Annotated in this window: 15 protein-coding genes; 11 read left to right on the forward strand and 4 right to left on the reverse strand. The window is 49.6% G+C overall.

Features of this window, described 5'->3' with window-relative positions; genetic code table 11:
- Both KME12_02710 and KME12_02715 read right to left on the reverse strand, forming a co-directional pair.
- Window positions 1–402: a hypothetical protein gene (locus KME12_02710; GenBank protein MBW4486682.1), complete on the reverse strand. Its 402-nt coding sequence runs from the start codon at window positions 400–402 to the stop codon at window positions 1–3.
- A gap of 251 nt (window positions 403–653) precedes the next feature.
- Window positions 654–749 (reverse strand): photosystem I reaction center subunit XII, encoded by a 96-nt coding sequence (locus KME12_02715; protein MBW4486683.1) that lies wholly within the window; start codon window positions 747–749, stop codon window positions 654–656.
- An 800-nt stretch (window positions 750–1,549) separates the two neighbouring features.
- Here KME12_02715 and phoU point away from each other — a divergent pair.
- From phoU to KME12_02740, 5 genes are all read left to right on the forward strand, one after another.
- Window positions 1,550–2,206 carry a phosphate signaling complex protein PhoU gene (gene phoU, locus KME12_02720; GenBank protein MBW4486684.1) on the forward strand — a complete coding sequence of 219 codons (657 nt, stop codon included), beginning with the start codon at window positions 1,550–1,552 and terminating at the stop codon, window positions 2,204–2,206.
- Between the two features lie 713 nt (window positions 2,207–2,919).
- Window positions 2,920–5,271 carry a ribonuclease R gene (locus KME12_02725; GenBank protein ID MBW4486685.1) on the forward strand — a complete coding sequence of 784 codons (2,352 nt, stop codon included), beginning with the start codon at window positions 2,920–2,922 and terminating at the stop codon, window positions 5,269–5,271.
- Between the two features lie 18 nt (window positions 5,272–5,289).
- Window positions 5,290–5,922, forward strand: a complete 633-nt coding sequence (locus KME12_02730) for a UbiX family flavin prenyltransferase (protein ID MBW4486686.1) — start codon at window positions 5,290–5,292, stop codon at window positions 5,920–5,922.
- Between the two features lie 132 nt (window positions 5,923–6,054).
- Complete coding sequence (locus KME12_02735) at window positions 6,055–6,864, forward strand: hypothetical protein (GenBank protein ID MBW4486687.1); 810 nt, start codon at window positions 6,055–6,057, stop codon at window positions 6,862–6,864.
- 120 nt (window positions 6,865–6,984) lie between these two features.
- Entirely contained in the window at window positions 6,985–7,416 is a 432-nt protein-coding gene (locus KME12_02740; protein ID MBW4486688.1) for a hypothetical protein, read from the forward strand.
- 289 nt (window positions 7,417–7,705) lie between these two features.
- On the opposite strand, the gene KME12_02745 is transcribed toward KME12_02740, so the two are convergent.
- Window positions 7,706–8,911, reverse strand: a complete 1,206-nt coding sequence (locus KME12_02745; protein ID MBW4486689.1) for a hypothetical protein — start codon at window positions 8,909–8,911, stop codon at window positions 7,706–7,708.
- Window positions 8,912–9,146: 235 nt separating this feature from the next.
- On the opposite strand from KME12_02745, the gene KME12_02750 reads away from it, so the two are divergent.
- From KME12_02750 to KME12_02765, 4 genes are all read left to right on the forward strand, one after another.
- On the forward strand, window positions 9,147–9,722 hold the full coding sequence (locus tag KME12_02750; GenBank protein ID MBW4486690.1) for a shikimate kinase: 576 nt from the start codon (window positions 9,147–9,149) through the stop codon (window positions 9,720–9,722).
- A gap of 133 nt (window positions 9,723–9,855) precedes the next feature.
- Window positions 9,856–10,749 (forward strand): acetylglutamate kinase, encoded by an 894-nt coding sequence (gene argB / locus KME12_02755; protein MBW4486691.1) that lies wholly within the window; start codon window positions 9,856–9,858, stop codon window positions 10,747–10,749.
- Window positions 10,750–10,753: 4 nt separating this feature from the next.
- On the forward strand, window positions 10,754–11,773 hold the full coding sequence (locus KME12_02760) for a lysophospholipase (GenBank protein MBW4486692.1): 1,020 nt from the start codon (window positions 10,754–10,756) through the stop codon (window positions 11,771–11,773).
- Between the two features lie 22 nt (window positions 11,774–11,795).
- Window positions 11,796–12,824: an alpha/beta fold hydrolase gene (locus KME12_02765; protein MBW4486693.1), complete on the forward strand. Its 1,029-nt coding sequence runs from the start codon at window positions 11,796–11,798 to the stop codon at window positions 12,822–12,824.
- Here the strand turns inward: KME12_02765 and KME12_02770 are convergent.
- On the reverse strand, window positions 12,821–13,297 hold the full coding sequence (locus KME12_02770) for a hypothetical protein (GenBank protein MBW4486694.1): 477 nt from the start codon (window positions 13,295–13,297) through the stop codon (window positions 12,821–12,823). The two genes, KME12_02765 and KME12_02770, sit on opposite strands and share 4 nt — an antisense overlap.
- Window positions 13,298–13,604: 307 nt before the next feature.
- On the opposite strand from KME12_02770, the gene KME12_02775 reads away from it, so the two are divergent.
- Complete coding sequence (locus tag KME12_02775) at window positions 13,605–14,132, forward strand: hypothetical protein (GenBank protein ID MBW4486695.1); 528 nt, start codon at window positions 13,605–13,607, stop codon at window positions 14,130–14,132.
- A 65-nt stretch (window positions 14,133–14,197) separates the two neighbouring features.
- Window positions 14,198–15,097 (forward strand): DUF3153 domain-containing protein, encoded by a 900-nt coding sequence (locus KME12_02780; GenBank protein MBW4486696.1) that lies wholly within the window; start codon window positions 14,198–14,200, stop codon window positions 15,095–15,097.
- Window positions 15,098–15,113 lie beyond the last annotated feature (16 nt).

The raw sequence follows: 15,113 nt of genomic DNA on the forward strand, positions 1-15,113 counted from the left end.
CTAAGGAGTTGCCTCATCGGTATCAGCCAAGTCAGCAATGTCAGTCCAAACAACTTGAAGCTGCTTTGGATCAACTCGATTACTTTGCTCCTGCATGATCGACTTGGTTTGCTGCGGATCAAAATGATGACTAAACTCGTCACGTAGACGATTGACCCGCCCTTCCGTTACATTCACTTCAGCCCGAATTTCTTGTAACTTCTCTTGCTGCGACAACTGGTAGGGCAAGATTCGCGTCAAGGTAGAAACGGCTGCAACGGATAACGTCACATTAACGGCTAACTTAAGCGTTGTTTCAACCACAAGACCAACCGGGAGCTTAGTTGATGATTTTGTAGCTTTGGAGGGGCGACGCTGGGGAGGTGGAGGGGCCAGCCGTAGGTGTGTGTTGGTTCGGCGCAGGGGGCTTGAGGGTTGAATCGCGTTCATAGGAGGTGGAGTGATGGAGAACCATTAAATGTGACGCACCTTTGCTACCTAGACTCAATGGCAGGTTCTAATCAACCCATTCCATAACACTCAAGAGCTTGAAGTGGAGCCTATCTCAGCAGCAAAGCCTAATTGCTATCAGACAATCTACACTAAATTCTTCAGATTGCCCGGAGGTCTTGCCCCCACCCCTAAGATAGGCTCCGATCGCTCAATTTGCGAGCTTACTTATACAGTTCGGTGGCTAGACGGAAAGCCATAATCCCTGGGATCAAGGCAACGACTAGAGCGACATAGATTTGAGTATCTGATAAAGACATGTTTGAAAACTCCATATTTTGGGGTTGCTAGTTCACCAATTTCGGCCAAATTCTTGGCTTCTGGAACAACTTGTTACATGATGTAACAAAAAACATGGCTGAAACATGACTGAACTCTGCGATCGCCGCTGTTTTACTTGACTAAAAGCCTGTCTGGCTGCTCAACTGAGCTAAGCGGCAGAACCCAATCTAGTTCTAGGGGTTCGTCAATCTTTCATAGCAGGCCAACCGGAGCAGGGCTGTTTCATACAACGAAAGCGTTCCGAAGCAGGCCCCCCTAGCCCCCCAAATTTGGGGGGAATCAAGACTCAAAGTCCCCCAGAATTGGGGGATTTAGGGGGCAGTGCAGGGAGTTAAACCACATTTCAATTTTTCCTCTTGTAACATGAAACAGCCCTGGGCCAACCGGAGGGCGATCGGAGAGCAACTGATTGATTGTCAAAACTTAACTCGCTAAAAAAGAGTTCTCAATGAACAGTTGACACTCAACAAAAGTTGCATGCTTAGAAACTGCATGCTTAGAACATAGTGCTTGTAGCTCCTCAGGAGTTGGGCTACCTAAAGACTTCCTGCCCTAAGTTGGGAGATTTATGCAGTTCACTCTAGCAACTACCCAGTTCGTACGAGTGAGTAGTGGAAATGTTTTAAAGGTAAGCGATCGCCGTTACATCCTTCCAGGCTTAAGGTGGCTATACTTAAGCTATTTCAATGGTGAAGCTTGGCTTTGAAACCTTCAAAAGTACAGCCTTTAATTCAAACTTTACTAAGATATACACTTTTTAAGATTGGTAACTGTTTCGTTGGAAAGTCAAAGATCCGTCCGAACCCACTTCGATCGCCAGCTTAAGCGCCTGCAACGCGATGTTCTTCGCATGGGTGCCTTGGTAGAACAATCTTGTCGGTTAGCCCGTCAAGCGTTGTTTGAGCGAGATTTAGAAGCGGCTGAACGTATTAGCCAGCAAGATAAACAAATTGACCAGCTCTACCGTCAAATAGAGCTAGATTGTGTCAGCATGATGGCGCTACAAGCTCCTGTGAGTCAAGACTTGCGTTTAATCAGTGCCTTAATGCAGCTGGTGCGAGACCTGGAGCGAATTGGCGATTATGCAGAAGATTTGGGGGAAATCGCAGTCAAGCTCTTTCCTTACCCTGTTCACCCCTGCATGGAACGAGTACAGTTGATGCTAGACCGCTGTCAAGCAATGCTTGCCATGAGTTTAGCGGCTCTATCTGATCTAGACGCTGAGTCAGGTTTGGATCTCAAATCCAAAGACGATGCGGTGGACTCAGATTACCAAGACTTATACGACCTCCTTGCTCATCAAACCAATATTCCTGGGGTACTAGAGCCTACGGTTTTACTCGTGCTCGTGATTCGCCATCTAGAGCGCATGGCCGATCATGCAACCAACATTGGTAAGCGAGTGGCTTATATTGTGACAGGACAGCGCTATTAAGCAGGTTGGCATGCTCCCAATCCAGCGCCCTGTCGGATAAAACAACGTCTATAAATTAATCCTAGAGACGTAATTCTGATGAGAGATTTGACGAATAGCGTTTGACAGGTTTACATTCAGTGCGAAAGTATTAAATAGAGTGTGTCCAGTGCAAAGGTAGATGTAATTGCGGTGCTGGAACACTGTCAACCCAAATCTAGCGTTCGTTGCTTCTGCCTCCTCAAACGTCTCGCTGTACTATGACTGATCTTTTCGTCTGTGATGTAGCTATAGAAACGTAACTCTAGGGCACCCAGAGACGCAGAAGAGATGGTATCCCTCGGACAACTGTCTGCAAGCAAGCTCGTGCTGTTGTGGCTGTAATGTCTAGTGCAGGATCGAGGTTCATCAGCTGTGGATGACCTAGAGCGTAGTGAATGCAAGGAATGGAAAGGAGCAACTGGCATACCTGAGCTGCAAGGCATGGGTTGGCGTGCGGGGTAGCCTGTAGTGCTTGGATGGATGCGAAGCGTTGTATTCGTGCAGGTTCACGGCAAGCTACATCCCTAGATGCCTATCCGAACGCTCTCCTTGAGTTTTCGGAGTTTAAAGTCCCTCTGGGTCTTTGGGATAGCTTCTAGGTAACCGGAGATAACGCAGGCTAAGCGATGCCTGGGTCGTCACAGCAAGGGTGAAAAAACCGAATCAACAGAAATTTAAGGATCTATCGCTACATGGAATTTTCGATCGCGGCACTGTTAGCAAATTTCACGGATGACAAACTAATCGCCCCCAAAGTCTTGGAAAAGAAGCTGAACTGCCAAGATGATGCGAGTCTGCGGAAGCTCCAAATTGCCTTGGATGCTCTAGAAAAGGTGGGGATTTTGGTAAAGGAGCGGGGTAAATACCGCCGAGTCTCGGAAGAAGGTGTGGTAGAGGGCAAACTGCGTTGCTCTAGCAAAGGGTTTTGCTTCGCGATTCAAGATGAAGAGGGAGCAGAGGATATTTACATCCGGGAAAGCCAACTGAGTAATGCTTGGAATGGCGATCGCGTCTTGGTTAGAGTCACCAAGGAAGGGAGTCGTCGTCGTAGCCCTGAAGGAGAAGTACGGTTAATTTTGGAGCGGGCTAACAGTTCTGTGCTGGCGCGGGTGAAGCAATCTGAAAAAGGCTTTCAAGCGGTTCCACTCGACGATCGCTTGTTGTTTGAGCTGCAACTAAAGACCAACGGGGTTGATTTAGAAGCCGCCCTCGATCATTTAGTGCATGTGGAGGTACAACGCTACCCCCTAGGTCAGCAACCGCCTCTAGGGAAAGTGACTCAGGTGCTGGGCAGTGATGCTCAGTCAGCGGCAGATACGGATATTGTCAGCTGCAAGTATGATTTGCGCCGGGAGTTCCCGCCTGCTGTCCTCAAAGCCGCTGAAGCGCTCCCCAAGAAACTCAAAGCTGCCGACCTAAAAAATCGTCTTGATTTGCGCGATCGCCTCAGCCTCGCTCTCAAGGCCGACAGCACTCAGCAACCTGTCGATGGCTGTGACGATGCCGTAACCCTAGAAAAAACGGAGGAAGGCAACTGGCGCTTAGGGGTGCATATTGCGGATGTCTCTCACTATATTCAGACTGGTTCGCCGCTGGATATAGAAGCTCAGAAGCGAGGCATTTCAGTCTATTTGGGAGAGGTGGTGCTACCGATGTTGCCTGATGCAGTAGCGCAACTGTGCTGCTTGGTGCCAGGGCAAGACCGCCTCGCGATCTCCTTACTGTTTACTGTTAATTCTGAAGGTCAGGTTGTTGAGTATGAGTTGCAGCCCACGGTCATTCAGGTTGATCATCAACTCAGCTACCCACAAGTTCAAGCCATTTTAGAACGGCAGCAACCGCAGGCTGAGGCTCTAGAGAGCGAAATGGCAGCTTTTGTTGAGTCGTTGTCTGATGATGTGAAGGCAACGGTTGACCAACTGGCATTGCTCAGTCAAGCGCTAAAAGCTCAGCGTCGTCAGCGGGGTGCCTTTGAACTCAATCTGCCGCAAACCCGCTTCCACTACGACGATGAGGGAGCTTTGGGGGCAGTTGTGGTTTCTTCTGACCTCTCGGCACGGGCAATGGTTGTCGAGTTTATGCTGCTGGCGAACCAAGTCGTAGCGGCTCACTTACAAGCGCTGGGGGTGCCCGGAATTTATCGAGTGCATCCCACACCCAATGTAGGCGAAGTCCAAGAGCTGATGAAGTTAGTCAGCAACATGGGCATTAACCTGCGTCTGGAGCAAGAAGATACGATTCAACCCCAGGACTACCAAAACTTTACCCAGCAGTTTGCGGAGTCACGAGCGGAAAAGGTGCTGACTTACCTGCTGCTGTCTACGCTGAAGCCTGCGATTTACACTACCCATCCCAGAGCGCATTTTGGGCTGGCGCTAGAGCAAGGGTATACACACTTCACCTCACCGATGCGGCGCTATCCTGACTTACTAGTGCATCGCATTCTACAGGCTGTCTTTGAGAAAGGTCGCGATCGCCGCTCTACCCGCGCTAAAGACAGCGTCAACCTACGAGATGGTTCCTGTTACGGCCAAATCAACTGGAACGTGCTGCCACCAGAACTTCACCAAGACCTCGAAACTCATATCGCCACCATCGTCAACAACTTGAGCGAGCGTGAAAAAGTAGCTCAGGAAGCAGAAGAAGACCTGGAAGGCCTGAAGAAAGCTGGGTTCATGAAGGAACACACCGGAGAAATCTTCCAAGGACTCATTACCGGGGTGCAGTCCTACGGTTTCTTTGTCGAAATCGAAGATTTGCTGGTAGAAGGATTGGTGCATGTCAGCTCGCTCAAAGATGACTGGTATGAGTACCGCTCACGCCAACAGAAGCTTGTGGGTCGGAAGAACCGGAAGCAATATCGCTTGGGCGATCGCGTCGAAGTCCAAGTCAAGAGCGTCGATTACTATCGCCAGCAAATTGATCTGATTGCTGTGGGTGGCGGAAGTGAAGCCTCAGAAGATGATTCGGATGAACCTGGAACTGTAATGCTTGATTCGGGTTACGATGCTGACGCTCGCTCTCGTCATGCTCAAGAAGAGTAACTCTAGGCGGCAAAATCTGTGTCTAATTTTCTAGCTGTAGCGCCGCCTCGGCCTCTGATTTTGGGTGTGTCAGGGGCGTCGGGTTTAATTTATGCTGTGCGGGCGCTCAAGTTTCTCTTGGCGGCAGACTACGCGATTGAGCTAGTTGCTTCTAAGGCCACCTACATGGTGTGGCAGGCAGAGCAAAACATTCGGATGCCCCCTGAACCTGGGTTGCAAGAACAGTTTTGGCGGCAGCAAGCGGGCGTTTTGACAGGTGGAAAACTCACTTGTCACCCCGCAGGAGATGTGGGCGCTAATATTGCTAGCGGTTCTTTTCGGACTTTAGGCATGTTAGTGATGCCTTGCAGCATGAGTACTGTCGCCAAACTCGCGGGTGGGTTAAGTTCGGATTTGCTAGAACGAGCCGCCGATGTGCAACTCAAGGAAGGGCGCAAATTGGTGGTGGTGCCTCGCGAAACGCCACTCAGCTTAATTCACCTCCGCAACTTGACCACCTTAGCCGAGGCAGGCGCTAGGATTGTGCCAGCCATTCCTGCCTGGTATCACCACCCTCAAACCATTGAGGACTTGGTGGATTTTGTGGTGGCTCGTGCCTTAGACCAGTTTGAGCTAGACTGTGTACCGCTACAGCGTTGGGAGGGGCGCTAACATCACCCTTGTTGGCGATCGCCAAGGTGTAAGGTGTAAGGTGTAGGTCAATCTTGTAATACTGACCCGTAAAAGACTGACCCGTAAAAGACTGACCCGTAAAAGACAATTTAGAGCTGAGTGCTGAATCGCATGCCTGTCATTCGCCTTTTGCTACTGCTGTTAATTTTGGTAGGGCTAGCTGCATTTACCCTCCAAAATTGGGCTTTCCAAATTCCGCTTGTGTTTCTCGGCAAGCAAACTTTGGTATTGCCCTTGTCAGTATGGGTTTTAGGGGCGATCGCGGCTGGAGCACTCACCACGCTACTCCTGACAGCGCTGTTTCAGCTATCCAATACCCTAGCTGTGAAAAGGGTTCGTGCCCGTGTGGCTACTGCGTCTCGGCTAGAAACAGAAGCCGCCGCTTCCCGCTCGAGTTGGGACAGTAGCGCTAGCCGTTCAGCCAATGATCAAACTAACTACACCAAATCTGCTGCTGATCCCTTTTCTGATGAATCAGACTTCGGTACTGAGGAAGAAGCAGACCCCGTAGACCGCGCTGGCTATGACACGGGTTATGAGCGCGATCGCACCAGCTACGAAGTGCCACAAGAACCAACCTCTAGTTACCGTTCTGGTTCGTCTTACTCCTACAGCTACAAAGAACCGAACACTTCTGGTGTTGGCAGATCTGAATCCGTATACGACGCTGATTACCGGGTCATTATTCCGCCACCTCAACCCCTGGAAGAACCAGAGGACGATGACTACGGCTTTGAAGATGACGAGGATTTTGAGGATGAAACACCTCGTGATTCTGACCGTAGCGACTGGGGCGATCGCCCTGACTGGCAAGACCGCCCGGACCGTCCAGAGCGTCCGGATCGGCAAGGCGACAATTGGGGCGACCAAAGTTGGCGTGATAAAGGCTGGGGCGATCGCTCCCAATCTGATGACTGGTAGGGCTATTTCGCCCAATCAACCCAGCGGCTACTTTTACTCCAGCCAGTTTATATCGCCAGATTGATGTTCCACCTCTATAAACAAGCAACACTGATGACGTTGCTCTATATGAGGGTGTTTATGATTCGAGCTATTCATCGTTTACAACAAATTCAGCTACGTCAAGTTCTCAGTGCATTTCTCGTTGGAATGACTCTATTCTTGAGTGCTGCTCTAGGTCAATTGAGCTATATTCCTTCCGCTCAGGCTGCTGCGACTCCTGAAGCCACTCGATACAACCCAGATGGCAACAGCACTCGGACAACTAGCGGCATCCAAATTGATACCAAAAACGCTAAAAAGAATCTTCAAGAGAATACCGGAGATGCCGGGGGTTTTGTTGGCGCGCTCAAAGATGCGGCTGAAAACGTGACCGAAAAACTAAATCTCAATGAACCTCTACCTGAAAGCACCAAAGAGTTTTTAGATTCCGTGACGAATGATCCAGCGGAAGCGACGCAAAACGGCTTAAAAGATGCGGCAGCTTTCCCTCAAGGTGGTTATAGCCACTAACGGAATTTGATCTGAGATTAAAGGCATTCACTAGGCGATCGCTCTTGGTTTTAATTCAGGGGCGATCGCTCTACTGTCTCTAGCATGGTGCAATCCTACCTGTCATCGAACTCAGCTTACCCTGATAGGATGCTTCAAAAAAGTTGGCTTCAACATCACTCTAAGGTTGTTTAAGGTCGATGACTAACCTGACAAAAGTCTTAATGCCGCAATTGCCCGTAGCACTCCGACCCTGAAGCGATCCGCCTTTTCCCATCTAATTTCGAGGTACTTCAACAGGCTAAATGACTTAACCTAGCAAAAATGTCCCAAACCTGTTGTTTGCTTCCACTGATAGCGTGGCCCCATAGCCTTCTACAGTCCCGACTAAATCACCAGAGTTTGTCAATATATTCAAACTACCGTTAACAACTACTTGAGCGTAGTCTTCTATAGAGCCTGGTAACTCAATATAGTCGGTACTGGCATCAAAGTTACGGATTAGTGCATAGTCGTCATTGCCCTGTCCAACATAGTATCGGATCGGCTGGTAGCCACCAGTGATGCCAAACACGGTTCCACGACCGTACCCAAGCTCAAAGATATCAGTGGTGTCGCCTCCAATCAAATAATCGATCTCACCAACTCCTAAGCTTACGGAGTCCACCCCAATTATTCGAGACTTAAAACCAAAGCTGACAATAGTATCGTCTCCATTCGTTCCTGTGAAGTAACCTGTTCGCTGTGGCTCGAATTGACCGAAGAGGCGATAGTGGTCCTCACCAGAATTCAATAAACCAGCTTGGATCGCATTATTAACATCAGGATTGGAGAAGCGATAGATGCCTTCGTCAAAACTATTACCAGAACGCTGTTCTTTTTCACCAACTTGGGCAAAGTGAGCCAGTCCAGAACTGAAAAAGCCAGCTTCAACTGCATCTGCAACGTCAGGGTTGTCACGCAGGTAAAAGCCTTCATCGAAGAGAGTGCCTCCAGAGCGATTCTCTCCCAAACCATGTTTCAGGTAATGCTGTAATCCGGAGCTGAAGACGCCTACGGCAACAGCATTCGCTACATCTGGGTATTTTTGTAGATAATATTGCTCGTTATACAAGGCACCGAAGCGGCCTTCATCGAAGCCAAGTTTCTCAAAGTGACTGAACCCGGAACTAAAGACACCTGCGGCAACGGCATTCGCTACATCGGGATATCTGGTTAAGTAAGCCTGTTCGTTGAATGTGCCATACAAGCCAAAGCGCCCTTCGTCTGCACCATGATCAATGTAATGCTGAAGGCCAGAGCTAAAGGAGTCCACAGCCACAGCATTCGCTACATCTGGGTTTGCTTGCAGGTACAAGCCCTCGTCATATAGTGGAGAGACAGAAACGCGCCCTTCAGCGTAGCCATTTTTTATGAAGTGGTCAAAGCCAGATTCAAAGAAGCCCGCAGCCACGGCATTTGCTACATCTGGGTTAGTGGCAAGGTAATATCTCTCATCAAAGATGTCGAAGTTCATGATGTCACCTGAAAGGATTGGTTTAAACATCAAAGCTAGATACGTGGGTTTTGGAATCTACTTAGGAGTCTTACAAAATTTTGTGATTTTCTTTATTTAGCATAGGAATATTGCTAGCTACTCTTACCTTCTAAGTAGGGTATAGATTAACAGCTTGTAATTCAGTGAAAGCAGTAAGCTACATAAAGAACCTTAAAAATAGCTCCGATAAGGCTGTTCTAAGGCGGATCTTGCTATCTCTAGTTCATCCATGAATCAGCTACTAAAAGGGGTCAACCTTTACCTCGTCGGTATGATGGGGTCTGGTAAAACGACAGTAGGACGTTTGCTCGCCAAAGAATTGGGCTATCACTTCTTTGATACGGATGCTGTGATTGAGCAGTCACAGAAAAAATCGATCAACGAAATTTTTGCTGAGGCAGGTGAAACGGCATTTCGAGACTTAGAGACGGAAGTATTAGCGCAACTCTCGTCTTGTGTCAGATTGGCGATCGCGACAGGTGGTGGCATTGTCCTCAAACGCAAAAACTGGAGCTACCTACGACATGGCTTAATCGTCTGGTTGGATGCTCCGGTAGAGCTACTCCAGGCGCGGCTGCAAAACGATGCCACTCGTCCTTTGTTAAGAGAATCTGATTTAAGCGCCAAGTTGCAAAGCCTGCTAGAACAACGTCAATCGCTCTATGCTCAAGCGGATTTGCGGATTTCTTTACAGCCTGGGGAAACCCCCGAACAGATTGCTAGCAGGGTAATCGCTGAAATCCCGACAGTGCTTTGTCCAGAGCGTACTCCTGTAACTGAACTGAATTAGTTATGTAATAGAGTCCGCGATCGCCTTCCATCCCCTAGATCTGCCTAGATTTAATTGTTTCCAAGTTAATCTCACCCTTGGGGATATCAAGCTCTACTAGACTAAACCTAGCTTTTCGCCCAATCCAGCCCTCATGGTTAACGACAGCGAATATTTTCAGCAAGAGGAAGCAACCCGCGTTCGCGTCCTTAGTGAAGCCTTACCTTACATCCAACAATTTGCCGGACGCACCATCGTCATTAAGTATGGTGGGGCCGCGATGAAAGACAGCAGCCTGAAAGAGAAGGTGATGCGGGACATCGTGTTCATGGCCTGCGTCGGGATTCGGCCCGTCGTGGTGCATGGTGGTGGCCCGGAAATTAACACTTGGCTCGATAAACTCGGCATTGAGCCCCAGTTTAAGAATGGTTTGCGAGTCACCGATGCCGCCACCATGGATGTGGTGGAAATGGTCTTAGTCGGTCGGGTCAACAAAGAAATTGTCTCCTTGATTAACCAAGCGGGAGGCAGTGCGGTTGGACTTTGTGGCAAAGACGGCAACCTAGTCAAGGCTCGTCCAGAAGGCCAAGAAGGGATTGGCTTTGTCGGTGAGGTGAATACCGTTAACGTTCGGTTGCTAGAATCTCTGCTGAAGGCGGGGCATATCCCAGTCATCTCTAGCGTGGCAGCAGACGACACGGGGCAAGCCTACAACATTAATGCGGATACAGTGGCAGGAGAGTTGGCGGCAGCTCTAGGAGCCGAGAAGCTGATTTTGCTGACCGATACAGCCGGGATCTTGCGCGACTATCACAATCCTTCCACCTTGATTGACAAGTTGGATATTCAAGAAGCGCGGCAGCTAATTGCTACGGAGGTAGTTGCTGGCGGGATGATTCCTAAAGTGAATTGTTGTGTGCGATCGCTAGCTCAAGGCGTGAAAGCGGCCCACATTATTGATGGTCGTCTTCCCCACGCCTTGTTGCTAGAAATTTTTACTGACTCTGGCATTGGCTCCATGATCGTCGCCTCCGAGTTTATGAAGTAAACACATGATCACTTATTCTGAGCAAATTAGAGCGATCGCTCAGCGAGCAAAAGCACGGGAAGATGCTTTGCCAGTTAGCGATCCAGCTTGCCGGTCGCGATTTTGGTTCCACCCACGACCCACCGCTAAAGTCTGTTTGTTTTTCCACGGCTTTACCGCAGGCCCTTACCAGTTTGAGCCGATGGGAGAAGCGTTTTATCAAGCAGGCTACAACGTGCTAGTGCCACTGCAACCAGGGCACGGCATTGCGGGCGACTGGAATCGCGACCATCCGCCACCGCTCCCTACAGATATCTTCACCTATCAAGAATTTGCCCTAGCCTGGTTCCAGCAAGCCCAATCTTTAGGGAGGCAAGTTGTTGTAGGCGGATTGTCTAGTGGTGCCACCTTAGCCGCTTGGTTAGCAACAGAGTGTCCCCAGGCAATCGTTCGCACACTACTATTTGCGCCTTATCTCAGTGGCAATAACCGTTTGGTCGATTTTCTAGTCGAAACGTTGCCTGTTTACTTTGAGTGGTTAAACAAAGATGATCCTGGGCATCATGGGTATGACGGTTTTCGGATTCCGGCTCTGCGGCTGTTCTTGGACATGGGCCAGGAATTAATTGATCAAGCTGCCCAGCGTTTGGCTGCACCCATGTTTGTAATTTCTAGCGCCAGCGATCGCGCCACTAATCCGCAGGATCACCAAGCTTTGTTTAAGGCAGCCTTGAAGCATCAACCGCAAACTTGGTACCACTGCCTAGACGAAGCCCTGGATATTCCGCACACAATGATGACCCAAGCGGAGGGGAATCATTACCAAAACTTGCTGATCACCTTGGCAAGAGCTTTTGTGGAAAGCAACTTAACTTGGGCTGAGGTGTTGGCAATTGGCGATCGCCTGTTGCACGGAAACACGTTTGACGAAGCTGTAGCTGCTCTCAACTTACAGCAACGGACTGCACCGGAACTGTCTGTCATGATGGCGATGCTTGACCCCAAAGCCATTATTTCATCGCCCCAGGCTGACCACAAACCCTAAAAGAAGGTGAACTGGCTGTTTTATGCCTAACTACTCTGCCACGATTGCCGCGATCGCCAAGCAAGCCAAAGTGCGGGAAGATGCTCTACCCCTGCGTCATGAAGCTTGCCGTTCCAGGTTTTGGTTTCAGCCTCAGCCCACTCAACGGGTCTGCCTCTTCTTTCATGGCTTTACCGCTGCGCCCTACCAATTCCAGCCCATCGCAGAGGCCTTTTACAAATTGGGTTACAACGTGCTGGTTCCTTTGCTGCCAGGTCACGGAGTTACTGGCAATTGGGGCCGTGACAACCCACCCCCGTTACCCAGCGATCCAACAGTTTACAAGCAGTTCGGTTTGCAGTGGTTGCAGCAGGCGCAAGCTCTGGGCCAACAAGTGGTTGTAGGGGGTCTCTCAGGGGGAGGAACACTCGCAAATTGGCTTGCTTTCGAACAGCCTCAGCAGATTGACCGCACATTGCTGTTTGCTCCCTACCTGAGCAGCAGTAGCAAAGTCATCGATTTATTCGTGCAAAAGTCGAGTTCTTACTTTCAGTGGGAACGCAAACCAGGGGACATTCCCGTTGGTTACTCTGGCTTTGTGTTACCCAACTTACGAGCTTTTCTCAGCATGGGCCAAGAGGTCTTAGCTCGCTCTCAGTCTTCCGCACCCGTGGCTCCGATGCTGATCATTTCCAGCGAAAGCGATCGCGCAGTCGGCAATAACGACCACAGATCTATGTTTCGTGCTGTCTTGTCGCGACAACCCAAAACCTGGTATCACCGTTTCGATCGCGTCCTTGACATCCCTCACACCATGATGACCAAGCAGGAAGGTAACGATTACCAAAACCTGCTAATTACGATGGCTAAGGCTTATACCGAAAGCGATCTAGCTTGGCGTGAGGTTGAGGAAATCGGCTATCGCATGACCCAAGGTAAAACTTTTAACTCAGTCGTGGCGGAGTTGAATTTGCAGAAGCGAGTCTCCCCAGACATGCCTGCGATGATGACAATGGTCGATAAGCGAGAAATTGTCATGGCTCGCAATGCCAATGCCCAACCCAACTCCTAAAATGAAATACTGAAAGACCCACGAATGCCAGGACGATATCGCGGTCTTTGGATAATCACTGGATTAACCAGGGTAGAGTTGTAAATTGGTGAGTTGAGCACCAACGGATTCACTAAGGTCGAATTCACCACGCTGCCATTGATCACGTTGTGGCCTCCACCCACAGCGGGGTAGGGTGTGATGCAGGGATGAAAACACCCAGAACTCCCGTACCCCCCATAGCCATAGTTATTCGAAAAATTAGGAGGGGCGATCGCCGGACTCAAGAATAATGAGTCAACTTGGGATGGAGCGTAAATCACCGCATTAGGATAATTAGGAGCCTGGTTTAGCAAAATCACGCGCCTAATAGTCACTTTTTGACCTGCTGCTGCCGGAGCGGCATTAAGCAAAGAGCTACCAGTGGTTGCTAAAGCTACGGCTAAAATTAAGGTGAGCTGAAGAGGAGACTGTAGCCGAGAACGCTGAGACATAAGGGTTACCTGGAAATTAGGAACGAAAGGCTGCTAAGTCGAACCTAAACCTAAATCTTGAGTATGGTGGCACCCTACATAGATTACGAATTTCTCAAAGCCACGGACTTGCTAGCCTTTAGATCTAGACTAACTCGCTTTGCTAGGATCTTGGAAGGTGCTTTACCGTAGCTTTAGACGGTAGAAAAAGCATTGAAGTTGCTCCAAAATGCAGCAGCTCCTATGATTCATAGTTTGATTTAAGCGGACTGGTTACGCATTCCCATGTGCGACCCAGTTCCAGTAATAATCTAAATTTATAAGCAGCGTGAGTTCAGAAAACCTAGAAATTGTTGAGACTGAATACGAGGCTGGCAAAGCAACCTTTGAACGAGGCTTGTATCGCCAGTCAGTGCAGCATTTAGAAAAAGCCAGTGCTTTGGTCAACCGAACTTCTCCCTTGGGTGGGGAAGTGCAAATGTGGTTGGTGACAGCCTATGAAGCCGCAGACCAGCGCCCCGAAGCGATCGCCCTCTGCCAGCAGTTGACTCGGCACCCCGATTGGGAAACTCGCACCCAAAGCAAGCGCTTACTCTATATCCTAGAAGCCCCCAAACTGAATACTCGGCCTGAATGGCTAACCCAAATCCCCGATTTGGTCACCTTGGCAGAAAGCGATCCGAAAGATCGACGAGGGAGCGCGGGAACGGCACCACCGCGATCGCCGAGCAAAGCAGCCGAAGAACCCGAATCTCCATTTAATCTCGGCCAAGCGAGCGCCAAAAATGATCGTTTTTTCTGGGTAGCCTTGGGACTGATGGCGCTGATCTTAGGGAGTTTGTGGTGGTTTAGCTAGAAATTGTTGAGTCCCGCTGCTATAGACTAGTGCCGCTACGACAGAACAGATTAGGATGAGCAAGTATGGGAATCAACCTGGGAGTCAAGCCAGTGGGTAGAACGATTAAGCAGTCATCGCTCACACCTCGCCAATCAAGTCGGGCCACGAAACCAATCGCAGCTGCGATCGCCCAAAAGGTGAGACAGCAACTAGGGCGCTTTCGCGTGGTTTGGATGATGCTGTTGGCCTCCTTACTGCTTTCTGGTTGCGTTCAGTATGATGTCGGGATTAATTTTGAGAGCCCTAATCGTGGCGAAATTGTTCAGCACATCAAACTGGGCGATCGCTTAACTAGCTTGAGTGGAGCGACCGCCCAGCAGTGGCTAAATACAGTAGAACAGCGGACTCGACGCTTAGGCGGCAGAATTCGGCGGAGTTCCAATCAAGAAGTGGCAGTAACCATTCCCTTTAGTAGTGGCGCTGACCTAAACACCAAATTTAACGAATTCTTGAATCCATCCACTCAAAAAGGCGCAGCAAAACGAGCTGAACCTGTTCTGCCTGAGATCAAGTCAGACTTCCACCTGTCTCAAAGTAACTTTTTGCTCTTACTACGGAATCGCCTGAGCTATACCCTCGACTTGCGATCGCTGGGCGTCACCAGTGCCAATGGCGATTTGTTGGTGAGTCCTAGCTCATTGCTAGATCTGGAATTTCGGCTTAACACGCCTTGGGGAGCGCGTAGTGTCAATACCGCAGCGAACGCGATTAGCGCTGTCCAGGGTCAGCAAGGCCATCAATTGGTCTGGACGCTGGAACCAGGTCAGATCAACCATTTAGAAGCCGTATTTTGGCTACCGAGTCCTTTAGGAATTGGAACCGTGGTCATCGTTCTTTTGGTGCTGGGGGGTTGGTATTTGAAATATCAAACTTTGCCAGGGCTAAGCGCAGGCTCGACCCAAGTCTCGACATCGGAAGGTTAGTCTAGCTCTGCTAGCT

This window comes from Trichocoleus desertorum ATA4-8-CV12 (assembly GCA_019358975.1).
GTDB classification, from domain to species: Bacteria; Cyanobacteriota; Cyanobacteriia; order FACHB-46; family FACHB-46; genus Trichocoleus; species Trichocoleus desertorum_A.